Source organism: Prevotella veroralis (genome assembly GCF_018127765.1).
Taxonomy (GTDB): domain Bacteria; phylum Bacteroidota; class Bacteroidia; order Bacteroidales; family Bacteroidaceae; genus Prevotella; species Prevotella veroralis.
The window spans coordinates 1,027,124-1,052,673 of the sequence record NZ_CP072330.1; the positions used below are offsets into that span (position 1 = coordinate 1,027,124).

Genomic DNA, 25,550 nt, shown 5'->3' on the forward strand with positions numbered 1-25,550 from the left:
ATATGGAGAAAATGGAAAGTATCGAGACAATGGATAATATGCGTAAATTCGCAAAGTATAAATTGAATATGCTGAAAACCAATGCAATACGAAGAGCAAAAGAAAAGGCAAGGAAAGAAAAAGAACAAGCGAAACAACAATATGTAGATAAATGTAATTTAATCAATGAAGAAACGAAAAACAAAATAACGAAAATTAAAACAATGTAGAGTATGATACCATGTAGGAATTATGGGGAAATATTAAATTTAATAACAATAATACCGCAAACACCCAAAGAAGAAAAAAAATAATAAAGCGATTAAACAAATTAGGTGTTGAATATGTTTCAATTAAATTTGAGGAAAATAAGAAGATAGTACAGAAACCAACACCTTATGAATGATTTAAATAATGGTAATACTGATATATGTATTGCCATTTTTTATTTATAAAAAAAAGAAACCACACCATTATATTATATCATTACAACACTATCAAAGTAGTTGCAAATGATATAATATAATAATAATAATATCAACACCACCAACAACACTACCAACTATCAAGGTATGGTTATTTCTTTTTTTCTATCATTTAAAAACATATCATTTAAATGCGTTGTATTGCGTTATCTTTCAACTTGTGAACAACAATACCACAAATGTATTACAACGTCTTAAAACGCTTTAAAATACGCTTAAATCAAATGTAATATATTCTTACTAATATTATTGATAAGAAAATAATATATCATATATTTAATATTGTACTCTATATTGTTGTTATGTGTTGTAATTAATAATATTATATTGTTTTTCAAATGTATTTTTTGTTAGAGGGGGGGTATGTAACTATTTGATAATCAATGTATTATACCCCACCCTAACTATTCTTTACACACATATTAGTTTCCAAAGTCCAAAAAATTCTATTAATAAATATATACCCCCTATTATATGGGGGTATGGGTCTTATATAAATATAAATGAAATATCAATTTTGATTTTTCATATTTATATATGAGTTTAATTTTTAATTTGTATATTAGAAGAAATACCATACCTTTATATATCATTTTTGATATATAGAATTTATCCCCTATTAGTTAAATTGTGTTAAGTTGTTCCCTATTATTTTGTCACTCCAAATACTCTTTTTACCTTTGTATTTACGCTTAATAACACGTAAAAAGTATAATATTTTTAAAGTGTTGGTTATCAAAGAGTTACGAATATACAAGCAAAAGAATATATTTTGTACCTTTGAAGTCTTAATCATTAATTCAAAACAACATTGCCTTATGAAAACAAGATTATTCTACCTCCCATTTCTATTGCTATTTGCAAGCTGCATCAATACCAATCAGACTGCTAAAACGCTCGAAGAAGCTGCTACTGAGGAAGAAGTCCCAGACTACACTCTTTCAACGGAAGAGAGCAAGCTCATATCTTCTTCTAACGCATTCGGACTAAAACTCTTTCAGCAACTATCCAATAAAGAGAACGAGAAGAGCATTGTATTCTCACCGACTGCTGTCATCTATTCTCTTAACATGTTAAACAATGGTGCTGCTGGGAAAACAAAGCAGGCATTATGCCATGTTCTTGGATATTCAGAAAAGCAACTTGATGATGTCAACAAACTTAATAAGAAGATACTTATAGGTCAAAGGCGAGAGACCTTCTCCAATATAGGCGCAGGTAATTCAAAGGATAAGAAATCATCTAATGGGTATATGGTCACCGCTAACTTCATCGCTCTCAATGAAGCAACGGAACTATTACCCGAATATCAGAAAGCACTTCAAGATTATTACTTCACGAATATCATTGCCTCAGCTAACCAACAAGAAGAGAAGATAAAGGCTGATACCCTTTGTGCAAAGGTAACGAAAGGCGACATCACGACACTACCAATAGATGTCTCAACTCCTTACTCTGCACAGATCATCAATGCTGTAGCTCTACGAATCCCATGGAGTTATGAGTTTATGGAAGAGAGTACAGATCTTCAAACTTTCTATAAGCAAGATGGTAAACAGACCAAGGTTCACATGATGCACACCGTTGATCAAGACAAGAACTTCCGAGGTTATGAAGGAAAGGAATACAAGGTTTTGACCTTAGGCATGCAGAATGGCTTCAATATGTATGTCGTTCTCCCTAACAAAGGCTATCAATTGAGAGATATCATCAACAACTTTAAGGATAGTACACTTTATAAGTTAACAGAGCTACATAAGCAATATGACGAGGTGGAGATTGCTCTTCCTAAATTCTCAACATCTATCAAATTACCTTTGAAAGAGCTATACACCAAATCAGGATTAGGCGTTCTTTTCTCTCAACAAGCAGCAGATTTCAGTCAGATGAGCCCGTCACCCTTATATATAGATAAGGTGTATCAACAGATCAGACTGGATGTTAATGAGAAAGGAGTAGCTGCAAAAGCCGTTCAATCAACCTCAATGATGACTCTTGGTATGACAACACACCCAACAAGATTCACGTTTACAGCGGATCACCCATTCTTCTATTACATTACAGACCAATTCGGTAATGTATGCTTCATGGGTAAGTTTATGGGCGAATGATTCCTTCCAAAATGGAAGTCAGTCATTTTACATCCCATATAGGACACCGCTATTATTGATATAACTATTTCTATATTCTATAAAAGCAAACATGGATAAATCAGCATTCAACTTCGATTCCGTCCCATCAATATGGGAACTTTGTTTCAACAAAGATTGCCCACACAAGGATACTTGTATGCGTTATTTTGTTGGACAACATCTACCGGAAGACAAAAAAATAGGCTTAGCCGTCTTCCCCAATGCGCTACAAAACGGCAGATGCGAGTTTTATGTAGAGAAGAAAGTGATACGTGCAGCATGGGGATTCCATAATCTATTTCTCAATGTCAAGCATGTAGACGACACGCCGATACGCAGAGAAATACAGCAATATCTCGGAAGTCGCCCTACTTACTATCGTTATATGAACGGACAACTTACGCTCACTCCTGAACAACAAGCGGATATTATCGACATATTCCGTTCGTATGGTTACACCGAAAAGTTAAGTTTTGACAATTACATTGATCGTTACTCTTTCGAATAGAATAGTGTCTCATAGTCGTTTCAAAGTTTGAGACACACTGTTTCAGCCCTTGAAACACACAGTTTCAGGCTTTGAGACACACTGTTTCAGGCTTTGAGACACACAGTCTCATGCCATGAAACTCTACGGGTATCTATATTATCAATCGTTCAGTTATTGTGTAGGTATGGGCAAATACCTATCGTTTCACTATGACATATATAATAATAGGTGCACCGATGAGCGGCGTAACAGCATTAAGAGGAATAATCCCTCCATCTCCCGGTAAATAGCAAATAAGATTGCACAACAACGCAATCACGGCACCACAAAGAATTGTGTAGGGTAAAAGAATCTGATGGTTCTCCGTATGCAATAATAATCGGGTCATGTGAGGTATAGCCAAACCAAGGAAAGACACAGGTCCACAGAAGGCTGTTATTACGGCTGTCAATAAACCGATTGTCACGAGTAATAGGTTACGTATCTGGCGGATATTGATACCAAGACTTTCTGCATATTGAGTGCCTAAGAGCATAATGTTGAGGGGCTTTATTAAGAATATGGAGGCTATGATACCAACCAAACAGAGTAAAGCGAAGAGCAACATGTGATCCATTGATATACCTCCAAAGTTGCCCATACCCCATACCATATAACTCTTTACCCCTTCTTCCGAAGCAAAGAAATTCAATAATGCCACAGCTGACGAGGAGACATAGCCCACCATCAGACCAACGATAAGCAATAGTACACTGTTCCTTACCATGGTCGAAAGAAACAGAATAATCATCGTAACGACTATTGCACCGATGAATGCAGATGTAAGAATAGCAAGGAAACCTGATACGGTAAACAGGGTTGTTGACACACTTCCACCTAAGAATAACATCACGATTGCCACTCCTAATCCTGCTCCCGAGCTGATTCCGAAGACATCAGGACCAGCCAAAGGATTACGAAATGCAGTTTGAAGCATTAGACCACAGACTGCCAGCGACGCACCACATAGCATTGCTGTTAAGGCTTGAGGGAGTCGATTCTCCATTACGATATACTTCCAACTCTCCTTGCCATCAAACTTATCAAAGAGTATATCGCAGACATCGGCTAATGGGATCCTCACCGAACCCACTATAAGATTCATGGCAAATAGCATGATTATGCCAGCCACTAACAATAGGATGATACTGACGTTCCTCTTCATCATTTAAGTTTCTTGTAATAACGCATCGCACCTAAATGCAAGTCGGGATGGAAGAGTTGGATCAAGTCAGAAAGTAGCCAATCTGGTCGCCAACTGACCTCCTCAAAGTAGGGCGTACTATCCACCTTACAGCCATAAACCTCTCCTGTTTTATAAGGCTTCAATGCTCCATAGCCTTGATACTCCGCCAATAAGGTATTCAAACTGAAGTTTCCATTATAACTGAGAATCCAGAAGTCACTGTCTCCAAACTTATCTAATATCGTCTCAAAGGGCATTGAAAGACTACCGCTATGTTTGTCTTGCGCATAAGCATAAGAACCATTGGCATCCTTATACAATAAGCCAACACTACTCTCTCCACCGGGCAAATACCAAACAGCACCAACTTTCCTATCTGGCAAGACACTTCGCTTCACCTTGCTCTTCTTCGCCTTTGCACTCAAATCCTTATAGTTCTGCTCTACAACCGCAAACAAGGAGTCTGCTTCATGCTCACGACCATATAACATTCCATAGAACTTCATCCATTCGGCACGCCCTAAGGCTGAACGCTCCATATAATCTGCACACTCAATAAGGGGTACACCAATCTCCTCCAATCGTCCATAACCACCACTATTCTCAAAAGGAGAAAGCAGGATAGCATCAGGCTTTAAGTCTATAATATGTTCTACATCGGGCTTCATCGACTCACCACAATTAGCAATCTCACCCTTCCGTGCTCGCTGTTGAACATCGGGGATAAGCATATACTTCAAATCAGCAACACCCACAATAGCCTTCTGAGCATGTAACATCTCAAGAAGATTCGCATGAGCCGTCGTAAACACAACGCTTCGCTGGATCGGAACATCCACACGTACTCCATCCGAGATATTCTCCGACTCAACATTACGTGGCATGAGATAATATGTTTGTAGGACTGTTCCTTTCTTCCAAGGGTTCAGCAACTTTACAACAACATAACCATCTTTATGCTCCATTGTGATATTCCGAGCATATTTAAACCCTGTCTCCCCTATTTCTTCGTTTGCCTTTTGCTGTCGAAGACTACAAGAAACCAACAATGAGAAACAAAGGACAAGTACTGATAATTGGCGCATAACTTAGAAATTGATATGCAAAAATACAAAAAAAGAGGTATTCTCTTGTTCTTTAAGGATATTTTTTATACTTTAGCGACCACAAATAACTAAACAATCTAAAGTATTAATCTAAACAACCAACACCATGGCTGAAGAAAAGTCTAATGCACTTAGTAGCCACGTCGAAACAAAACATGTTTGGCAACTACTGGCTATTATCGCCGTAACAACTATCGTTTGGAACCTTCCAACAAGTGCTTTCGGTATTGATGGATTAACCATTGTACAACAACGTATCATTGCAATCTTTGTGTTTGCTACCCTGTCGTGGCTGACGGAGTGCATCCCTGCATGGGCAACCTCGCTAAGCATCATGTCTATCATGTGTGTCACCGTATCTAAGAACGCTTTTGGAGTATTCAAAGGCGAGGGAGTCGGGGATTTACTTGATTCGAAGGAAATCATGGCATCCTTTGCTGACCCAATTATTATGCTCTTCCTTGCGGGCTTTATATTGGCGATTGCCGCTTCGAAGTCGGGACTTGACACACTCTTGGCACGTAACCTTATCAAGCCTTTCGGTAACAAGAGTGAGAATGTTCTTTTGGGATTCCTACTTATCACAGGACTCTTCTCAATGTTCATCTCGAACACAGCCACAGCTGCCTTAATGCTTACCTTCCTTACTCCTGTCTTTGCAGCCCTGCCTGCTAATGGCAAAGGACGTATTGCCTTGACGATGTCTATACCCATTGCAGCCAACCTCGGCGGTATGGGAACACCGATTGGAACACCTCCAAACCTCATCGCACTTAAATATCTCAATGATCCAGCAGGTCTTAACATGAATATCGACTTCATGCACTGGATGGCATTCATGGCACCGCTTGTAATCGTCTTAATGCTGTTATCATGGAGAATTATTCTGTATTTCTTCCCTTTCACACAAAAGACTATCCATCTAAAGATTGATGGTGAAGTACACCGTGGATGGCGTATGTGGGTAGTTATCATTACCTTCATTATCACAATTCTCTTATGGGTAATTCCAAAGGACATCACAGGTATTGACACCAACACTGTCTCAATGATTCCAATGGCAATTTTCGCTGTCACGGGCGTTATTACCGCAAAAGATATGCAGGAGATTAACTGGAGCGTCATCTGGATGGTTGCTGGAGGTTTTGCTATTGGATTGGGTATGAACGGATCAGGCTTGGCTGATGCCGCTATTGAGAGTATTCCGTTCGGCAATTGGAGTCCTATCGTCATCCTTGCCGTCTCTGGTTTGATTTGTTTCTTCCTTTCTAACTTCATTTCAAACACAGCAACCGCAGCTTTGTTAGTTCCCATCCTCGCTGTTGTATGCCGTGGTATGGGCAACAAGCTTGGTGGTATTGGTGGTACAAGCACAGTCCTCATTGGTATTGCCATTGCTGCATCAACAGCAATGTGTTTACCAATATCAACACCGCCGAACGCCATTGCTTACTCAACAGGCTTAATCGAACAAAAGGATATGCTAAAGACGGGACTAACCTGTGGTCTGGTTTCTATCATCTTAGGCTATATCCTACTCTATTTCATCGGCGAAATCCACTTCCTTGGTTAAAAGCATAAGCTCTATTTAGAGCGATTAAACCCAATATTTATAAATGTCTCTATCACGGCATTATCAAACAATCGTTTGGTAGTGCCGTAACTTGTTTTATCTCAAAAATAAATAATCTATATCTCGTTATATAGCAAGCCCTCAAAAGTTCTTAAACTTTTAATAAAAAGCTCCTAACTTTCTCGAAATAGTTCCAGACCTTTCTATTCTGACCTATTCAATATCTCCACATACAAGTATACCTTCTCTTTAAAACTAACAAACGCCCTTTTGGAATCCAGAAGGGCGTTTGTTCGATGGTAAGGAGAACTCTCTTGTCTCTTTTCGTATTAGTCCATAAAAATTAACAGAAATGATAGTTAGAGATTACTTTAAAGCCATTAAGAAAAGAGGGGGCACCCATGCGTTTCTTTCCAGATAATTGAATATCCAAAAGCTCAAGCAAGTTATCTGTGGTATTCACATATAAATGATTCTTCTCAACAACAAGGCTACCAACTGTGCCTGTGGCTGCACGATTCGTCTTTGATGTTTTATAGATTTTCATAACCAATGATTTGCTCTTCGAACCATCATTCAAGACTAACGAACCCCATGCACCAGGATAAGGACTAAGTCCACGAATAAAGTCATAAATGGTCTTTGCTGGTTGACTCCAATTTATCTCGCAGGTTTCCTTAAATATCTTCGGTGCGCTCTTGAGTTCGATATTCTCTTGCTCTTGGGGTACACTAATCTCGTCTAAGACATGAGAGAAATCAACATCCAAGTTATCTTCTGGCAACTTAGAGGCAATAAGATTGATTGTGTCTATTGCTATTGTTGCCCCTAAGTGCATTAAACCATCATAAACATATTCAACATCAGCTGTATCAGGGATGTCGAATGGCTTTTGCATAATAATCCTACCCGTGTCAATGTCTTTATCAAGGAAGAAAGTCGTAACACCCGTTTGCGTCTCTCCATTGATTACTGCCCAATTAATGGGAGCAGCACCGCGATATTGAGGCAATAGAGCAGCATGGACATTGAAAGTTCCCAAACGAGGCATTGCCCAAACGATTTCCGGTAACATACGGAAGGCAACAACAACTTGTAAGTCCGCATGATAAGAACGAAGTTCCTCGATAAACTCAGGATCCTTCATCTTCACTGGTTGAAGTACTGGTAAGCCTTTTTCTAAAGCATACTGCTTAACTGCAGAAGGTTGCAGCTTCTCTTGATGCCGCCCAACAGGTTTATCAGGTTGAGTAACGACGGCTACTACATTATAATCGTTTTCTACTAAAGCCTTTAAGGACTCCACCGCAAACTCGGGGGTACCCATAAAGATGATGCGTATATCTTTACTATTCATTCTTTGAGATTTTACAATTAAGGATGCTGAATAAAATGAGAGTAAGAGCAAGACTTACTCGGCACTGAAATCTGCAACGAACTGACGATACATACTATACAATCGTATTCGTGAGATATATCCTACCAAATGACCATCTAAACCTACCACTGGTAAATACTGCGCTCCTGTACTATCAAACGTTTTCATCACATCCTCCATAGGATCATTAACACCTAATGTCGCTGCTGGAGCAGTCATAAGTTGACTCACATGAAATCGATGATAAAGCTCTGTACGAAAAATAATATGGCGAAGTTTGGTAATATCTATCTCGCCCATAAGGCAGCCGCTTTCATTGAGAACTGGGATATAATCATTGCGGCTCGAACTAAGGGCATGAATGAGTTGCCCCATTTCCATATCAGGAGCAACAGAGGTAAAATCACGGTCAATAATCTTATCCATTGTCATCAACGTAAGGATAGACTTGTCTGTGTGATGCGTGACTAATTTGCCTTGTTTGGCTAATCGGACAGCATAGATACTATGGTGCTCGAAAATATTGATTGTCAGATAAGAGCAGATGGTTACAATAATTAAAGGTATAAAAAGCTGATACCCACCAGTCAATTCCGCAATCAAGAATATTCCAGTCAAGGGCGCATGCATGACAGCTGCCATGACAGCAGCCATTCCATAGAGCGTGAAGTTCTTCTCAGGAACATAAACACCTAACTGTTGGATATTCCAAAGACGAGCAAAGAAGAATCCGCCAAAACCTCCAATGAATAGTGCTGGAGCAAAAGTTCCACCACATCCACCTGCACCATTTGTAGCACTAGTAGCAAAAACCTTAGTAAGCATAACGAAACCAACATAGAGTACAAGTAAGTTCGTTTGACCAGCAAACATAGAACCACTCATAACTTGCATCCAGTCAGCCTCAGTCTTCCCCTCAATAAATAACCCTAAGCTGTTATAGCCTTCACCATAGAGAGAAGGGAAAAGGAAGATGAGAGAGGATAGTACTAAGCCACCAACAAGTAGCTTTAGATAAGGATACTTAGAAAGTTTGCCGTAACCATTTTCGCACCACGACATAAGGCGCATGAAATAAAGCGAAATAAAACCACAAGCAATACCAAGGAGTATCGTAGGCGGTACACGTTCAAGACTCCAAAGATAATCCATTTGGAAGTGGTACATCGGAGATCCACCTGTGAAGAAGTAAGAAAAGCATGTTGCTGTTACTGAGGAAATAAGTATTGGTAACAAAGAAGCCATGGTAAGATCTACCATCAATACTTCTAGCGTAAAGACTAACCCTGCAATAGGAGCCTTAAAGATACCAGATACTGCTGCTGTCGCCCCACATCCCACAAGGAGCATGAGTGTACGATTGTCTAGATGAAAAATGCGTCCTAAGTTACTTCCAATAGCGGAGCCCGTCAATACGATAGGAGCCTCAGCTCCAACAGAACCACCAAATCCGATCGTAATGGCAGATGCAACAATAGAAGACCATGTATTATGAGCTTTCAAACGAGATTGCTTTGTGGAAATAGCATACAGGACACGTGTAATACCATGGGAGATATTATCACGAACTATGTATTTGACAAATAAACTCGTAAGCCAAATACCTATAACAGGATAAAGCAGATAGAGCCAATTAATTGTCATCACATGGAAGCCTGAAGTAACAAGTTCCTCTATCTGACCAATAATAATATGGAGAATATAAGCAGCTAAAGAAGCAAGAAAACCAATAGCAAATGCTAGTACTAAAACTAACTCACGATTAGATATATGCTTCTGACGCCAAACATCAAATCGAGAGAGAAAGCCTAATTTAGCCGATACTTCCATCTATACGTTTACTTATTTTCTAATAATTTTCACCTCACCATCAACACTCAACTTTATAATACTAGAAGGTGTATGGGGCTTATGTCCTTGACGACGAGACTGACAAACATAGTCTACACCATCAAGTATCTCTTGAGAAATATCGCAATAGTTCTGAGCAGCAGGCTCACCGCTTATATTAGCGGATGTGCTCACAATAGCCTTTTGGAATCGATAACATAATTCATGCGAGAAGGGTTCCTTTGTGATTCGAATACCAATAGAACCATCTTCTGCTATCAAGTTAGGTGCAAGGTTCACTGCACCATCTAAAATTAATGTTGTTGGTTTCTCTACAGCATCAATTAGTTGCCAAGCAACATCAGGGATATTATGAACATAACGTTGTAGACGATTATCAGAATCAACCAAACAGATTAGAGCTTTAGAATCGTCTCTACGTTTCAATGAATAGACTTTTGCAACAGCTTCTGCATTGGTAGCATCACAACCAATTCCCCATACAGTATCTGTCGGATAAAGTATGATTCCGCCTTGTTTCATCACCTCAATAGCTTTTTTGATATCGTCTTCCTGATTCATTTGTTGCTTTAATTAATTATAGATTAACTTTATTCCGAGTCGCAAAGATATAGTAAAAAAGTGAGAACACAAAATAAAACAACAAAAAAGGCTAACGCTATTAAGATAGGGACTCCAGAGTATGATATTATCTCAAGAATCACATCTAATATTAACGTTAACCTTTTCTTCTAGATTGAGAGAACTTAATTTAAAAAGGATTCAATTGTAGTTCTATGTAAATTAGATATACGAACTTAGACTTTACCTTTTATATATTAAGTCGAATATCTTTAATTATAACTCCCATCCAATAGCAGATGCACCAAGAACTGCAGCAGCAGCATCATCAAGTGAACTTACTAAGAACTTTGGCTTATCACGGAAAATCTCTAAAGCATTCTCTCTATAAGCACGAATTAATGGTTCCATCAACAAGTCACCCGCTTTTGTTAAACCTCCAAAGAAGATAAATGCTTCAGGAGAAGAGAATGTTGCAAAATCAGCACATGCTTCACCTAACATCTTTCCCGTAAATTCATATACACGCTTTGCAAGAGCATCACCACGACCTGCTGCAATAGAAACATCAAGAGATGTAATATTTTCTATTTTCAACTCACGCAATAAAGAATCTTCGTCGCTCTCTTTTAGGAATTCACGAGCAGTACGTGCAACGCCAGTTGCAGAGCAATAAGCCTCTAGACAGCCTGTACGACCACAACCACAGCTACGTCCCTTTTCGCCACGAACCATAATCACGTGACCAAGCTCACCGGCAAAACCATCCGAGCCATAAACCATCTGACCATTAATCACAATACCAGAACCTACGCCAGTACCAAGGGTAATCATTATGAAATCCTTCATTCCACGTGCAACTCCATACTGCATTTCACCGATAGCAGCAGCATTAGCATCATTGGTAAGACCAACAGGAATACCTAACTTCTCTGAAAACATATCACCCAATGGCACAACACCATCATGTCCCCATGACAAGTTTGGTGCAAATTCAATCGTACCACGATAGAAATTACCATTAGGAGCACCAATACCCATAGCACGGAACTGTCCTATTCCACCATACTTTGCAATAAGTGGTTTCAATGCTTCAACACCAGCCTCTACAAAGTCATCTACTGTTTTATAGGCCTGCGTCTTAATTGAATTTGTCGCAAGTACCTGACCACGCTGATCTACGACACCGAAGACAGCATTTGTTCCTCCCAAATCCAAGCCAATAACAAATGGCTTTTCTAAACCAGTTACAACTGGTTTCTGTTCTGTTACGTCCATATGACCTACTAAGTTTTTAGTTTAATTATACTTGGAGCAAAGTTATGAAAAAACTAGAATACCACAAAGTTTTGTTAGGTAAATTTGTTTTTCTCACATAATTTTTGCAATTTTGCACCCAAAATAACAAGCATGCAATTTCCTATTCAATTAGATATACTGGATTTTATCTTTAAAGGTTTGTTGATTGGTATTATCGCATCAGCACCTATGGGTCCAGTCGGAATATTATGTATTCAGCGTACTTTAAATAAAGGACGTTGGTATGGTTTTATAACAGGTATTGGCGCTGCTGTTAGTGATACTATTTATGCTCTTATAGTTGGTTTAGGTATGAGTTTTATCATGGGACCTTTACAAAACCCTACTTATAAACTTATACTCCAAATATCAGGAAGCGTCTTACTTTTATTATTTGGACTTTATTGTTTTAAATCAAATCCAATGAAGAAAGTACACCAAAGCGGAAAGACTAAAGGTAGTATTTTTCACAATGGATTGACCGCATTTCTCGTAACATTCTCAAATCCATTGATCATCTTCCTATTTATGGCCTGCTTTGCGCAATTTGCTTTTGTACAACCTGGACAACCTTTTGAGATGATTATAGGCTTCGCTTGTATCCCAGCAGGAGCATTATTATGGTGGTATGGTTTAACATGGCTTATCGACAGAATTCGAGGAAAGTTCGATGTCAATGGTATTCTCATAATAAATAAGGTGATTGGTTCTATTGTTATTTTATTTTCGATTATTATGCTCTTAGGAACGGTATTCAATCTTTATCATCTTCCTACGGTCGATGGTCTGATGAAATAAATACAAATAATAGGTATTTTATATGTTTGTTGCAAAAGAATTAAGAAAGAAGAGTGTAGCAGAATATCTGCTTTATATGTGGCAGATTGAAGATATCATTCGAGCTTATAGATGTTCACTCACAAGAATACGTACCGAATATATTGATCAATTTCAATATACTGACGAACAAAAGGAAGAAGAGGAGGATTGGTTTGGTGACCTTGTTAGAATGATGAATCAAGAAGGTTGCCGTGAGGGAGGACACTTACAGATTAATAAGGTCTTGATGCAAGGACTTACAGAACTTCATAAAGAGTTACTCCAATCTTCTAAGTTCCCTTTTTATTCAGCAGAATATTATCGTGTCTTACCTTTCATCGTTGAACTAAGAGGTAAGACTAAACGTACTGCTGATAAAATGGCAAAGACAAATGACAATCGATTGAAGGATGTAGCTTCTCAACTTTCAAAAAGTGAAATAGAGACATGCTTTGACTTGCTCTATGGAGTCATGATGCTTCGCCTACAAAAGAAAGAGATTACACCAGAAACAGAGCGTGCCTTAAAAGAAGTAACAACTTTTATTGGTATGCTATCCGACTATTACATAAAGGACAAGACAGAGGGGTTAGACTTCGGTGAAGAATAAAGACAACAAGGGTATGAATATTTTAGTTACAGGTGCAAATGGACAACTCGGTAATGAGATGCAGATTGTATCTCAAAAGAGTAAAGACAAGTATATCTTCACAGACGTATGTGATGGTTATACTAAGTTAGACATCACTAATTTGGAAGCTATACGCAAAATGGTGAAAGACAACGACATTAAATGTATCATCAATTGCGCAGCTTGGACAAATGTTGATAAAGCAGAAACTGCAGGCGAAATTGTCGAGATGCTCAATGCTATTGCTCCTGAGAATCTTGCGATAGCAATGAAAGAAGTAAATGGTTTACTTGTTCATATCAGCACTGATTATGTCTTTGGAGGCGACCCTTATAATACTCCTTGTAAAGAAGACATGAAAGGTACTCCGACTGGTGTATATGGTTTAACCAAATTGCATGGCGAACAAAAGATTCAAGCAACAGGAGTGAAACATATCATCCTACGTACTGCCTGGTTGTATAGTGAGTTTGGTCATAACTTTGTTAAGACAATGATTAATCTTACAGCAACAAAGCCACAATTGAAAGTTGTTTTTGACCAATGTGGTACTCCAACTTATGCTGGCGATTTAGCTGATGCTATCTACGATATTGTCGAGCAACGCAAATATGAAGGAAACAATGGTATCTATCATTTCTCTAACGAAGGTGTTTGCAGCTGGTATGACTTTACTATTAAGATTGCAGAACTTGTTGGCAATCGTAATTGTGATATACAACCTTGCCATAGCGATGAATTTCCATCACCCGTTACACGCCCAGCCTATTCTGTACTTGACAAGACAAAGATTAAAGAAACCTTTGGTATTAAGATTCCATACTGGGAAGACTCATTGAAGAAATGTATCAAAGGATTACAAGAACAAGACAAATAACATAAAGAATTTAAATGAACGAAATAGAACGCAGACGAACTTTTGCCATTATCTCACACCCTGATGCTGGTAAAACTACATTGACAGAGAAATTCCTGCTCTTCGGTGGACAGATTCAAGTAGCTGGTGCTGTTAAGAATAATAAGATTCGTAAGACAGCAACATCTGACTGGATGGATATTGAAAAGCAACGTGGTATATCGGTGTCAACTTCCGTGATGGAGTTCGATTACGAAGGGTATAAGGTAAACATTCTAGATACTCCTGGTCACCAAGACTTCGCCGAAGATACTTATCGTACTCTAACAGCTGTGGATTCTGCCATCATCGTTGTCGACTCTGCAAAAGGTGTTGAGGCACAAACGCGTAAGTTAATGGAAGTTTGCCGTATGCGTAACACGCCTGTTATCATTTTCATTAATAAGATGGATCGTGAAGGTCGTGATCCGTTCGACGTATTAGATGAATTGGAGGAAGAACTTCAAATCAGTGTGCGTCCATTATCATGGCCTATCGGACAAGGTCAACGCTTTAAGGGTGTATATAACATCTACGAGCAACAATTAAACCTTTTCACACCCAACAAACAACGAGTTACTGAGAAAATAGAAGTAGATATCAACTCTAAAGAACTTGAAGAGCATGTGGGTGCCGATTTCTCTCAACAACTCCGCAATGATCTCGAATTGGTTAATGGGGTCTATCCAGAATTTGATGTTGATGCCTATCGACGTGCAGAAGTTGCACCAGTATTCTTCGGTTCTGCCTTGAATAACTTCGGTGTACAGGAACTCTTGAATTGTTTCGTAGAGATAGCTCCAAGCCCACGACCAACGAAGGCAGAAGAGAGAATCGTAGAACCTACAGAGCCAAAGTTCACAGGCTTTATCTTTAAGATTACCGCCAACATCGACCCTAACCATCGTAGTTGTATTGCTTTCTGCAAGGTATGCTCTGGTAAATTCCAACGTAACCAGCCCTATTTGCATGTACGCAATGGAAAAACAATGCGTTTCTCCTCCCCTACCCAATTCATGGCACAACGCAAGAGTACGGTAGAAGAGGCTTACCCTGGAGATATAGTTGGTCTCCCTGACAATGCTGGGGTATTCAAGATTGGTGATACTTTAACAGAAGGCGAATTGATTCACTTCCGTGGTTTACCAAGTTTCTCTCCAGAGCTCTTCAAATACATTGAGAATGATGATCCAATGAAGTCTAAGCAATTCCTTAAAGGTATTGAGCAATTAATGAACGAAGGTGTAGCGCAATCGTTCGTTAATCAATTCAATAATCGCCGTATTGTTGGTACTGTTGGACAACTACAGTTCGAGGTCATCCAATACCGATTGGAACACGAATATAATGCGAAATGCCGCTGGGAGCCAGTTCATCTATACAAGGCTTGCTGGATTGAAGCTGATGACGAAACGGAACTAGAGAATTTCAAGAAACGTAAGTATCAGTACATGGCAAAGGATAATGAAGGGCGTGACGTCTTCCTCGCTGATTCCAGTTATGTTTTGAGTATGGCACAGCAAGATTTTGAGCATATCCGCTTCCACTTTACAAGCGAATTCTAGGCTCAAGTCCCCCAGTTTGTATCCACAAGTAGGGACAGACGCCCCCGTCTTTCCGAAAAAGAACGTATGATTTATTAAGGAATAAAATGCAAAAGCGGACAGACGGGGGCGTCTGTCCCTACTTTATCCCCCTTTCTTTCATAACAAATCTAATTACTAATCACCTTATGACATTGCCACAAAGGAAATCATTACGATTGAAAGATTTCGATTATTCTACTTCTGGATACTATTTTCTGACGTTAGTTACCAAGAATAGAATGGAACTATTCGGGGAAATCATAGATGATAAAATGTATCATAACAATGCTGGGCAAATGATTATGGACTCATATTTAACAATTCCAAATCAGTTCCCAACAATAAAGTGTATGGATGCAGTGGTGATGCCAAATCATTTTCATTGTATTTTAGAAGTATGTGACAATAACACAACCACAATATCAGCTGTAATGCGATGGTGGAAAAGCCTTACAACACATAAATACATTGAAGGAGCAAAACAAAATCAATGGGAAATGTATGACAAGAAGTTATGGCAGAATAGATATTTCGACCATATCATCCGCAATCAACACGATTTTGATATGATCAGAAATTATATTTTCCAGAATCCTTCAAGATGGAAGAAGGATTGCTTCTATCAATAATAACCACGCTGTAGGGACAGACGCCCTCGTCTGTCCGAAAAAAGAATGTATGATTTATTAGGGAATAAAATGCAGAAGCGGACAGACGGGGGCGTCTGTCCCTACTGAAAGGATTATCATTTAGTTGAGACAATTAGAACTAATAGCAAGATTTATACAACAAATGTAGGGACAGACTCCCTCGTCTGTCCGAAAAAAGAAGTATAATTTTATTAGGGAATAAAATGCAGAAGCGGACAGACGGGGGCGTCTGTCCCTACTGAAAGGATTATCATTTAGTTGAAACAATTAGAACTAATAGCAAGATTTATACAACAATGTAGGGACAGACGCCCTCGTCTGTCCGAAAAAAGAACGTATGATTTATTAGGGAATAAAATACAAAAGCGGACAGACGGGGGCGTCTGTCCCTACTGAAAGGATTATCATTTAGTTGAGACAATTAGAGCTAATAGCAAGATTTATACAACAAATGTAGGGACAGACGCCCTCGTCTGTCCGAAAAAGAACGTATGATTTATTAGGGAATAAAATGCAAAAGCGGACAGACGGGGGCGTCTGTCCCTACTCTTTGATTATTAATTAATTATCAAAAGATATTACATTTTATTTTTCTATAATAGGATATTTTAGAGAAAAATATATCCTTAAAATAGAAGAAATGGGGCTATTTGGTAAAAGATATATACGTTTTACTGAAAACGGATATACATTTTACTGAAAACGGATATACGTTTTACCAAAAACGGAGGTACGTTTTACTAAAAACGGAGGTACATTTTACCTAAAACGGAGGTACATTTTACCTAAAACGGAGGTACATTTTGCTTAAAACGGAGGTACGTTTTTGCAAGAAAGGATAGATATTTCCGTAACTACCTATATATCAGATAGTTATTAAAAACAAGGTTTTCTTCTCCAAAATTTGGATATTTCGAACGAAAGGAGGATTATTTTAGAATAACGCAAATATAAGCATTAAAAATAACAATATTACTTTACATTTATTTCTTCATAGGAACACAACACCATTTAGTGACCTTTAGCATCACACCGATGCCTGGAATCTCCTTCAATAAGTAATACTTCTTATTAGAACGAACTAATCGACCTGTCATCCCCTTCATTGGTCCGAACTTAACCAGAACTTCGTCACCTGCTTTTAGATGTGCCTCTTCGGACGAAACGAACTTGCGCATGGTCACTTCTGGGTTACACATTAATCGGAATTCATACATCTGATTGTGAGGAATGAGGCTATATTCCTGTGAATCTCTCGATTTACGTATCACACTTATCTTATAGTCTGCCTCTTGAACTATCTTACGAAACTGCTTATCGCTAATTGATTGTTTAACGAAAATAAGGTTACGAACGACTGGGCGCAATATCTCGCGTGGCTTACCATCACGACCTTCTATGGTAACATATTGCTCGGGAATGAAACATTCTAAGCCCTCTTCCTCAAAATAGGTTCTAACTTCTCCTTGACGAACTGTAAAGAGTTTTATTGCATACCATGGCAATCCGTCGTCAACAATGGTATCTATATATTTAGTTGTCTCTTCCATAATTGATTATGATGTAATAAAAATTACTCAAAGTGATAGCCAGTTGGAAATAATCTTATAACCATCGGGCGTTAAAACACTCTCTGGATGGAATTGTATACCATATATATTATAATTACGATGCCTCAATGCCATGATTTTCCCATCAGCACTTTCGGCTATTATCTCAAGGCAATCGGGAAAATCAACCTTTGAGACAACCCAACTGTGATAGCGTCCCACGACGATTGGATTCTTAATACCTGCAAAAAGTGGGGTATTTACAGACTGAACTATCTCGGTGGATACCCCATGAAACACATCGGATAAGTGTTCCAGCTGCGCTCCGAAGACCTCTGCGATAGCTTGATGTCCCAAACAAACACCAAGGATTGGCTTGTGACCAGCATAATAACGGATGACATTCAATAATTCGCCTGCTTGGGAAGGTAGACCGGGACCGGGACTAAGAACTATCTTATCAAAGCATTCTAACTCACAGAGTTGGAATTCATCATTATGAAAAATGGTTACTTCTCCACCCACTTCTTTGATAAGGTGCGATAGATTATAAGTGAATGAATCATAGTTATCAATGATAACACATTTCATCTTCATCGGTTTCATCTATGCTCTCCCCGCTTATCTTTTTATACTTTCTAAGAAAGTCTTGAGCAGATTAATATTTTTCATAGCTGGTTCTTCCTCAAACTTGCGATCTATATTTATGCCATAGAACTGGGGATGAGAAAAATGATTTATACTCGCTATATCATCTATGCCGATATTGCCTGACAATAGAAAAGGAATGTTCCCGTTATATGCTTCTAATATCGTCCAATCCTTAGAACCATCGTCAGAACTTTGGATATTAAACAGGAAATAATCGGCACTTTCTGCATACGGCTTGTATTGATTAATATCTTCGCAAGTGCTAATATTAATCGTTTTCATTATCCTTATTCCAGCATGAATATCTGGATCTAACGTGCGACGAAGGTTATCCATCATAACAGGATTTTCGTCTCCGTCAAGCTGGACTATATCAAGATTGAAATTATAGACACGCGTAACGATGTTTTGGGGCATATCATCTTTAAAGATACCACATAACTTAGGACGATTGCTTTCGGATGTATTTATTTCCAATGTACCATAATCAGGAATAATACCAGCACACGAAGATATCTGACTGACATAACGCTCATCCAAAGGGCAGAAATTAAGTCCTATCCAATCAACGCCTAATTGCGATACATTATGAATATTCACGGCATCACGCATGCCACATACTTTAATTATCATAGTTATAATGTTTTGTGCAAAGATAACCAAAAAAAAGATTGTACTCGTAGTATTGTCTCAAAAACATTGCTTACGTGCGGGATAAAACAAAAATAATATTTCCTTCAGTTATAATAATCTCTTGATCACGAACGTTTAAAAGACATAGTAACTCTCTAATTAATATATAATTTAAGCCTATGGTGAATATATTTACTCCAGAGGAATTAAAGCCTTCTGAGAAGACTTTAGCTCTCATTCGGCAGATAGCTTATACTTATCGCGCCTTAAAGATAAATGGAAAAATGAAGTCTTACTGTTTGAATTAAAGAAAATGGTATGGAAACAATTGTATCTCCTTCTCTACTCTCCGCAGATTTCCTCCGTTTGGACAAAGAAATCGAAATGATTAACGAAAGCGATGCTGATTGGCTTCACATGGATATTATGGATGGTGTATTTGTTCCTAATATATCTTTTGGATTCCCAATACTAGAGGCAGTTGGAAAAGCTTGTAAGAAACCAATGGATGTACACTTTATGATTGTTCATCCAGAGAATTATATCCAGCAAACTGCAGATACTGGGGCAGCTATTATGAATGTACAATATGAGGCTTGCGTGCATCTTCACCGAACAATTCAAGCTATTCATAATGCTGGAATGAAGGCAGGGGTAACACTGAATCCTTCTACTCCTGTGAATGTTTTAGAGGATATTATCTGTGACGTTGATATTGTTCAGCTCATGAGTGTTAATCCTGGTTTCGGTGGTCAGAGGTTTATTGAGCATACTATTAAGAAAGTTCAGCGACTTCGCCAACTAATAGAAAAGGAAAATAGCAAAGCATTGATAGAAGTTGATGGTGGCGTACAACAAGAGACTGCACCACGACTTGTACAAGCTGGGACAGATATTCTCGTTAGTGGCAGTTATGTTTTCAAGGCTTCTGATCCAAAAGCAGCAATTCATTCATTGAAAACTTTGAGACGATAAAAGTAAAAGGTGTTGAATATTAGATGTCTTCAGAAAATAATAATCATTATCGTTGGACATCTCCTATTCAACACCTTTTCTTATTAAGTAAACTGTAGGTTTAAATGATGTTCACGCACCATCCGTCTCAAATTAAGAATGGCATAACGCATACGCCCTAAACTGGTGTTTATGCTTACACCAGTAGTTTCAGCTATCTCCTTAAATGACATCTCTTGGTAAAAGCGCATGTAAACAACCTCACGTTGTGGTGCTGGCAATAAATTCATCAAACGCTTTACGTCTGAAAGAGTTTGAGAGTTTATAAACTGACTTTCTATATTACTGATGGTAGTCCCACTACCACCAATATTGGACAAATCATTTTCCTTTGGCGCATCAACAACTTTATCTGCACGTTGGGCACGATACCAGTCCATGATAGCATTATGAGCAATGCGCATAATCCAAGCATAGAACTTTCCAGTTGGAGAATACTTACCCTGCTGTAGCCTAGTGATAACCTTCACAAACGTCTCCTGAAATAAGTCATCAGCAGCGTCATGATCACGTACCACGAAAAGAATATACGAAAAGAGTCTTGATTGATTGCGCTCAAGCAATAAATCAAAAGCTTCGTTACTTCCTTCAATATATGACAATGCCAACTCTTCGTCGGTCATATCACTTAGATTCTTCATTTATAATTCTATTGGTTTATGAAGTATAATTGTTCCGATAGGCTTTCTTTTCCTTAATTTTAATTGAAAATAATCTTTCTTCTATTACTGCAAAACATTAAATAGATCGGGTTAAAATCATCTTCATCTATCTTAGATGTGCAGTTTAAGTTGTGCAAATATAGTAACTTTTATCCTTTGTAGCAAACTTTTCACACAAAAACTCATTCATCTAACCATCGTCCACCCACGACATTCTTCTTCATACCAGGCACTCCAAGGTATCTTTGCTTTGTACCATAGAATGCAACTGTCCGTCCGTAGTTATTAGGATTAGTAGCTAAACCAAACTCATTCTTCATTGCTTTGGTTCTCAATTGAATGGCAATAACTTTCTTTTCCGTATTATCTCCCAACTCATCTGACAACAGGATGGCATTATCGAATGTGAAAGGATCCATCCATTCAGCATTCTTAATACTCTTACTGCAAGCACCAACAATAATTCCCTTAACCCAGACATATCTATCACCTAAGTCTGCATTGCGGAACTCCTCAACAGTGAAGACCTTTTGTCCCTCATCAGAGCTGTCATCATTTTCTTCTAATCTTGGCAAACTCTCATTATCATCTGCGGGAGTGATCTTCTGACATCCTGTATAAATAACGCAGGCTAAGAGCATGATTATTAATCTATTCATCTTCATAGAATCAAGTTTATATTAACATCGCAAAGATAAGAAAAGAATCAGATAATGTCAAGTGAAACAATAAAAAAGAGGTTGGTGCAGGAAGCTACCAACCTCGAACAAGATTTAGCAAAACATCTAAATCTGTGAAAAACACGGTACAAATATAGCGCATATAAAAGAATAAAACAAATATTATCAGTATAAAAAGAAGATTTTAACATTATAAGCGTACACACGAAAGGGCATAAAGAAGAAACAAGCAAAGAATTAGATGGTCTTTTAATTATAATAATGCACTTAATTGCATATCTCGTTTCAAATAGCTATATTTGCATTGTTATAAATTCTTTTAATCATTAAACAGTTTTTTTATGAACAAATCTTTACGCTTAATTCTCACTATTGCATTCGCTGCAATTAGTTCTTTATCTTTTGCACAAAAGAAAGTAGTTATCAGTTCAGCAGAGCTGCAAGGTCCAACAAAAGGCAGTAATATTAGCATCAATAAAGATGGAATAACTATTACAATGTCAGAGGGAGCTATGAATTATAAGTATTCATATCGTCTTTATCAGAAAGCTACTATGACCATTACATCAAAAGATTACAATATGACAGAGATAGTAATGGAATGTGATAAATTCAAAGATAAGTCCGGAAAGCAATACCTCGCTGATGGCTTTGCAGCCAATATGGAGGGCGTCACTATTTCATCTGATAATATTACAGCTACATGGAAAGGTGATGCAAAGACAGCTTCTTTCACTGCTGCTAAAAAGCAAGTACGTATTAAGAAGTTCACAATTACTTTGAAGGAGACTTCTGCTGGTATCACAGATATCAATGCCAATTCTAATGATGACACACAGCCAATGTATAACCTTTCTGGGCAGCGTGTAGACAAGACTTACAAGGGAGTTGTTATCCAGAACGGTAAGAAGTTCATCAATAGATAATACTACTTACATTTTTATCGGATACCAATATTTTATTTTACAACTACAAAGGAATAAGAAGGGCTGAATGCACGAAGCAATCAGCCCTTCTTTTAGTACACTTCATTTCCCTGTCTTTTGAAAGGTTCACCCAATCTCTCTCACCCGTTTGCGGATCGTTTACCACCTGTTCCAGCATTCTTTATCACCCGTTCCCCATTCCTTTCTAACGTGTTGCGCATCATTTATACACGCATATAAAGTTAGTTTCACCATGGTGAGATACAAATTTCACCATGGTGAGACATAAGTTTCACCGTGGTGACATAATAGTTTCACCATGGTGAAACTAACAAAAGATACGGAAGAAGAGACAGAAGACACATGGGAAAGGAATGGAGAACGGGGGATAAAGAATGCGGAAGCCTATTAGACAAAGATGCAAACAGGGTTAATTTAAATTGGAATAGATGAAAAATGTAATTATAAGAGGTATAAATGATGTGGAGATAGGGCAAATATTATTACGCGAAGCATATAAAACTAAAACGGGAACCATATAGAATTAAAACACGGATCATATAAAATAGGAAACCACCCAAGACTACGACATTTGCTCACGTCATAATTAATCTGTACTTTTGCACGAACAAAAGTTGGATATGGAAGAAAAGACTAACACACAAGAAGAGCAAATACTCATCAGAGTAACAGGGCAAGATAGACCGGGACTAACAGCGTCAATCATGGAGATACTTGCACAATATGATACACACATCTTAGATATTGGTCAAGCAGATATTCACTCTACCCTATCATTGGGTATCTTAATAAGGATTGACGGGCAAAGTTCTGGACAAGTGATGAAAGACTTGCTTTTCAAAGCTACAGAACTTGGCGTGAACATCGGCTTCGTACCTATCAGTGATGACGAGTACGAAGATTGGGTGAACCAACAAGGTAAGAACAGATATATCCTTACCATCATTGGGCGGTCATTGTCGGCGAAGAACATAGAGGCAACGGCACAAATCATCTCGGCTCATGGCTTTAACATTGATGCTGTACGACGCCTTACAGGACGGCAAAGTATTAAGAAACATTACTTGCACGTCAGAGCATGCATTGAGTTTTCACTTAGAGGAACCCCTACCGATTACCAACGCTTACAAGCAGAATTGATGCAAATGAGCCATGAACAAGGTATTGACTGCTCTCTACAGAAAGATGATATGTATCGTCGTATGCGCAGGCTCATCTGCTTTGATATGGATTCGACGCTTATTCAGACCGAGTGTATTGATGAACTTGCAAAGCGAGCTGGTGTTGGCGAACAAGTCGCAGAAATCACAGAACGTGCGATGCGTGGTGAGATTGATTTCAAAGAGAGTTTCGCTGAACGTGTAGCACTATTGAAGGGATTAGATGCTGGCGTAATGAAAGATATCGCAGAATCAATGCCTATTACGGAAGGCGTAGATAGATTGATGAATGTGCTGAAACAATGTGGTTATAAAATAGCTATTCTCAGCGGTGGATTTACTTATTTTGGAGAGTTCTTACAGCGCAAATATGGTATTGATTACGTCTATGCAAACGAATTAGAAATAGATGAGCATAATAAGTTAACTGGGCATTACCTCGGCGATATAGTTGACGGAAAACGCAAGGCAGAACTGTTGAAGCTACTGGCTCAGGTTGAGAAAGTCAATCTCGCACAAACGATTGCTGTAGGCGACGGAGCTAATGACTTGCCCATGATTTCTGAAGCGGGATTGGGCATTGCTTACCATGCAAAGCCACGTGTGCAAGCTACTGCCGAACAAAATATAACAACTATTGGGCTCGATGGTGTGCTGTATTTTCTTGGATTCAAGGATAGTTATCTGGGGGAAGCTGGCAGATTCTAACCACAAATCATTGCCTAATTTTAATACAATCTTAAAAAGTAGGGACAGACGCCCTCGTCTGTCCGCAACACTTTTATTAGGGCGGACAGACGAGGGCGTCTGTCCCTACTTTATGCTTAGAGTATCTATACTAACTCCGTATAAGCTTGAGTCATTTCATCCATTAAACTTTCAAAGTTATCCGAGTTTAATGAGACTTTACGGAACATCAACTCTAAGTTCTCTTCCTCGAAAGAAATAGGTGAGTCATGCAACAAAGATTCCATGCCCGAGAGCATTAAACGATAGATTGTTGCTTGTCGCAAGTTCTTCGTGGATGATTGTGCACTTGTAACGCCAGTTGCATACGCTTGCATCTGTACACGGACAATAGAGCGAATGGCTAAAGAAACAGGAACAGTATCGTCTGCCTGCAAGGTGGGGCAAGAAGAAAAGAACTCCTCCTTTGTCAACAAATGACCTTCCAATAAAGCATAAACGTTTTTCTGATATTCCGCAGTAACCAAGTCATATAATGCCTTTGCCCCACAAGCATAGCGCAAGAGCAACTTTGAAGAAGTAGAAGAGGAGAAATGTCTACGCTTCATATCAGTGGTTACCTGATCTAAGTCATCATAATTCAAACGAATAAGAACGGGGAATAGTACCGATACAAAATGTGAAGACAAGTTATCGAAGCTATTAACCAACAACTGCTTATACTCTCGTGGTTCTAATTTCTTCTTGTCGGGTGATAAAGCATCTATCTGTCCAGAGAAGAAAGAATGAAAGTAGCCCCTGACCATTGCAGTGACTACTCTCGATCGGTTAATATCCGTTATTCTCATATATTCTTTAATTTACCTATGACCTCCAGACACCCCCAGTTAACGAATTAGAAGAACG

Annotated in this window: 25 protein-coding genes; 13 read left to right on the plus strand and 12 right to left on the minus strand. The window is 38.5% G+C overall.

Annotation, left to right across the window (positions count from 1 at the left end; translation table 11 throughout):
- The first annotated feature begins 2 nt into the window (after positions 1-2).
- The 3 genes from J5A55_RS04305 to J5A55_RS04315 all read left to right on the plus strand — a co-directional run bounded on the left by J5A55_RS04305 (position 3) and on the right by J5A55_RS04315 (position 3,104).
- The gene (locus J5A55_RS04305; RefSeq protein ID WP_004383279.1) at positions 3-209 is read left to right on the plus strand and encodes a hypothetical protein; all 207 of its coding nucleotides are present in this window, start codon (positions 3-5) and stop codon (positions 207-209) included.
- 1,073 nt (positions 210-1,282) lie between these two features.
- Complete coding sequence (locus J5A55_RS04310; RefSeq protein ID WP_039851335.1) at positions 1,283-2,575, plus strand: serpin family protein; 1,293 nt, start codon at positions 1,283-1,285, stop codon at positions 2,573-2,575.
- A 91-nt stretch (positions 2,576-2,666) separates the two neighbouring features.
- Positions 2,667-3,104: a DUF6078 family protein gene (locus J5A55_RS04315; RefSeq protein ID WP_004383281.1), complete on the plus strand. Its 438-nt coding sequence runs from the start codon at positions 2,667-2,669 to the stop codon at positions 3,102-3,104.
- Positions 3,105-3,282: 178 nt separating this feature from the next.
- Here J5A55_RS04315 and J5A55_RS04320 read toward each other — a convergent pair whose 3' ends face one another.
- Together J5A55_RS04320 and J5A55_RS04325 are read right to left on the minus strand one after the other, a co-directional pair.
- A complete protein-coding gene (locus J5A55_RS04320; RefSeq protein ID WP_039851404.1) occupies positions 3,283-4,290 on the minus strand; it encodes an iron ABC transporter permease in 1,008 nt (335 codons plus the stop codon).
- The gene (locus tag J5A55_RS04325; protein WP_004383283.1) at positions 4,290-5,396 is read right to left on the minus strand and encodes an ABC transporter substrate-binding protein; all 1,107 of its coding nucleotides are present in this window, start codon (positions 5,394-5,396) and stop codon (positions 4,290-4,292) included. Before J5A55_RS04325 ends, J5A55_RS04320 begins: the two co-directional genes overlap by 1 nt.
- Positions 5,397-5,523: 127 nt before the next feature.
- On the opposite strand from J5A55_RS04325, the gene J5A55_RS04330 reads away from it, so the two are divergent.
- Positions 5,524-6,990 (plus strand): SLC13 family permease, encoded by a 1,467-nt coding sequence (locus J5A55_RS04330; protein WP_004383284.1) that lies wholly within the window; start codon positions 5,524-5,526, stop codon positions 6,988-6,990.
- 343 nt (positions 6,991-7,333) lie between these two features.
- Here the strand turns inward: J5A55_RS04330 and fmt are convergent, their stop codons facing one another.
- The 4 genes from fmt to J5A55_RS04350 all read right to left on the minus strand — a co-directional run bounded on the left by fmt (position 7,334) and on the right by J5A55_RS04350 (position 12,058).
- On the minus strand, positions 7,334-8,347 hold the full coding sequence (gene fmt / locus J5A55_RS04335) for a methionyl-tRNA formyltransferase (RefSeq protein ID WP_004383285.1): 1,014 nt from the start codon (positions 8,345-8,347) through the stop codon (positions 7,334-7,336).
- Between the two features lie 54 nt (positions 8,348-8,401).
- Positions 8,402-10,198 carry a chloride channel protein gene (locus J5A55_RS04340; protein WP_004383286.1) on the minus strand — a complete coding sequence of 599 codons (1,797 nt, stop codon included), beginning with the start codon at positions 10,196-10,198 and terminating at the stop codon, positions 8,402-8,404.
- 12 nt (positions 10,199-10,210) lie between these two features.
- Positions 10,211-10,780 carry an L-threonylcarbamoyladenylate synthase gene (locus J5A55_RS04345; protein WP_004383287.1) on the minus strand — a complete coding sequence of 190 codons (570 nt, stop codon included), beginning with the start codon at positions 10,778-10,780 and terminating at the stop codon, positions 10,211-10,213.
- A gap of 276 nt (positions 10,781-11,056) precedes the next feature.
- Positions 11,057-12,058, minus strand: a complete 1,002-nt coding sequence (locus J5A55_RS04350) for an ROK family protein (protein WP_004383288.1) — start codon at positions 12,056-12,058, stop codon at positions 11,057-11,059.
- Between the two features lie 132 nt (positions 12,059-12,190).
- Here J5A55_RS04350 and J5A55_RS04355 point away from each other — a divergent pair, with 132 nt between their 5' ends.
- The 5 genes from J5A55_RS04355 (at position 12,191) to J5A55_RS04375 (ending at position 16,639) form a co-directional block, all read left to right on the plus strand.
- The gene (locus J5A55_RS04355) at positions 12,191-12,877 is read left to right on the plus strand and encodes a LysE family translocator (RefSeq protein ID WP_004383289.1); all 687 of its coding nucleotides are present in this window, start codon (positions 12,191-12,193) and stop codon (positions 12,875-12,877) included.
- 22 nt (positions 12,878-12,899) lie between these two features.
- Positions 12,900-13,508: a DUF4924 family protein gene (locus tag J5A55_RS04360; protein ID WP_004383290.1), complete on the plus strand. Its 609-nt coding sequence runs from the start codon at positions 12,900-12,902 to the stop codon at positions 13,506-13,508.
- A 13-nt stretch (positions 13,509-13,521) separates the two neighbouring features.
- Positions 13,522-14,406, plus strand: a complete 885-nt coding sequence (rfbD, locus tag J5A55_RS04365; RefSeq protein WP_039851406.1) for a dTDP-4-dehydrorhamnose reductase — start codon at positions 13,522-13,524, stop codon at positions 14,404-14,406.
- A 14-nt stretch (positions 14,407-14,420) separates the two neighbouring features.
- Positions 14,421-15,989 carry a peptide chain release factor 3 gene (locus tag J5A55_RS04370; RefSeq protein WP_004383292.1) on the plus strand — a complete coding sequence of 523 codons (1,569 nt, stop codon included), beginning with the start codon at positions 14,421-14,423 and terminating at the stop codon, positions 15,987-15,989.
- A gap of 167 nt (positions 15,990-16,156) precedes the next feature.
- Positions 16,157-16,639 carry a transposase gene (locus J5A55_RS04375; RefSeq protein ID WP_039851408.1) on the plus strand — a complete coding sequence of 161 codons (483 nt, stop codon included), beginning with the start codon at positions 16,157-16,159 and terminating at the stop codon, positions 16,637-16,639.
- Between the two features lie 1,004 nt (positions 16,640-17,643).
- Here J5A55_RS04375 and J5A55_RS04380 read toward each other — a convergent pair.
- From J5A55_RS04380 to J5A55_RS04390, 3 genes are read right to left on the minus strand one after another with little or no spacing between them, the layout of a single operon-like run.
- On the minus strand, positions 17,644-18,210 hold the full coding sequence (locus J5A55_RS04380) for a UpxY family transcription antiterminator (protein WP_004383296.1): 567 nt from the start codon (positions 18,208-18,210) through the stop codon (positions 17,644-17,646).
- A gap of 27 nt (positions 18,211-18,237) precedes the next feature.
- The gene (locus J5A55_RS04385; RefSeq protein ID WP_004383297.1) at positions 18,238-18,816 is read right to left on the minus strand and encodes an anthranilate synthase component II; all 579 of its coding nucleotides are present in this window, start codon (positions 18,814-18,816) and stop codon (positions 18,238-18,240) included.
- Positions 18,817-18,831: 15 nt separating this feature from the next.
- Positions 18,832-19,494 carry a phosphoribosylanthranilate isomerase gene (locus J5A55_RS04390; protein ID WP_039851338.1) on the minus strand — a complete coding sequence of 221 codons (663 nt, stop codon included), beginning with the start codon at positions 19,492-19,494 and terminating at the stop codon, positions 18,832-18,834.
- Positions 19,495-19,673: 179 nt separating this feature from the next.
- Here J5A55_RS04390 and J5A55_RS12460 point away from each other — a divergent pair, with 179 nt between their 5' ends.
- Both J5A55_RS12460 and rpe read left to right on the plus strand, forming a co-directional pair.
- Positions 19,674-19,802: a hypothetical protein gene (locus J5A55_RS12460; protein WP_018909894.1), complete on the plus strand. Its 129-nt coding sequence runs from the start codon at positions 19,674-19,676 to the stop codon at positions 19,800-19,802.
- Between the two features lie 10 nt (positions 19,803-19,812).
- The gene (rpe, locus tag J5A55_RS04395) at positions 19,813-20,469 is read left to right on the plus strand and encodes a ribulose-phosphate 3-epimerase (RefSeq protein WP_004383300.1); all 657 of its coding nucleotides are present in this window, start codon (positions 19,813-19,815) and stop codon (positions 20,467-20,469) included.
- An 83-nt stretch (positions 20,470-20,552) separates the two neighbouring features.
- On the opposite strand, the gene J5A55_RS04400 is transcribed toward rpe, so the two are convergent.
- Positions 20,553-21,149, minus strand: coding sequence for an RNA polymerase sigma factor (locus J5A55_RS04400; RefSeq protein WP_004383301.1), 597 nt, complete (start codon positions 21,147-21,149; stop codon positions 20,553-20,555).
- Positions 21,150-21,352: 203 nt separating this feature from the next.
- On the minus strand, positions 21,353-21,829 hold the full coding sequence (locus J5A55_RS04405; RefSeq protein WP_394357749.1) for a DUF6359 domain-containing protein: 477 nt from the start codon (positions 21,827-21,829) through the stop codon (positions 21,353-21,355).
- A gap of 362 nt (positions 21,830-22,191) precedes the next feature.
- Here J5A55_RS04405 and J5A55_RS04410 point away from each other — a divergent pair, with 362 nt between their 5' ends.
- Together J5A55_RS04410 and serB are read left to right on the plus strand one after the other, a co-directional pair.
- Positions 22,192-22,776 (plus strand): hypothetical protein, encoded by a 585-nt coding sequence (locus J5A55_RS04410; protein ID WP_004383303.1) that lies wholly within the window; start codon positions 22,192-22,194, stop codon positions 22,774-22,776.
- A 641-nt stretch (positions 22,777-23,417) separates the two neighbouring features.
- The gene (gene serB / locus J5A55_RS04415) at positions 23,418-24,665 is read left to right on the plus strand and encodes a phosphoserine phosphatase SerB (RefSeq protein WP_004383306.1); all 1,248 of its coding nucleotides are present in this window, start codon (positions 23,418-23,420) and stop codon (positions 24,663-24,665) included.
- A 125-nt stretch (positions 24,666-24,790) separates the two neighbouring features.
- Here serB and J5A55_RS04420 read toward each other — a convergent pair whose 3' ends face one another.
- Complete coding sequence (locus tag J5A55_RS04420) at positions 24,791-25,492, minus strand: hypothetical protein (protein WP_004383307.1); 702 nt, start codon at positions 25,490-25,492, stop codon at positions 24,791-24,793.
- Positions 25,493-25,550 lie beyond the last annotated feature (58 nt).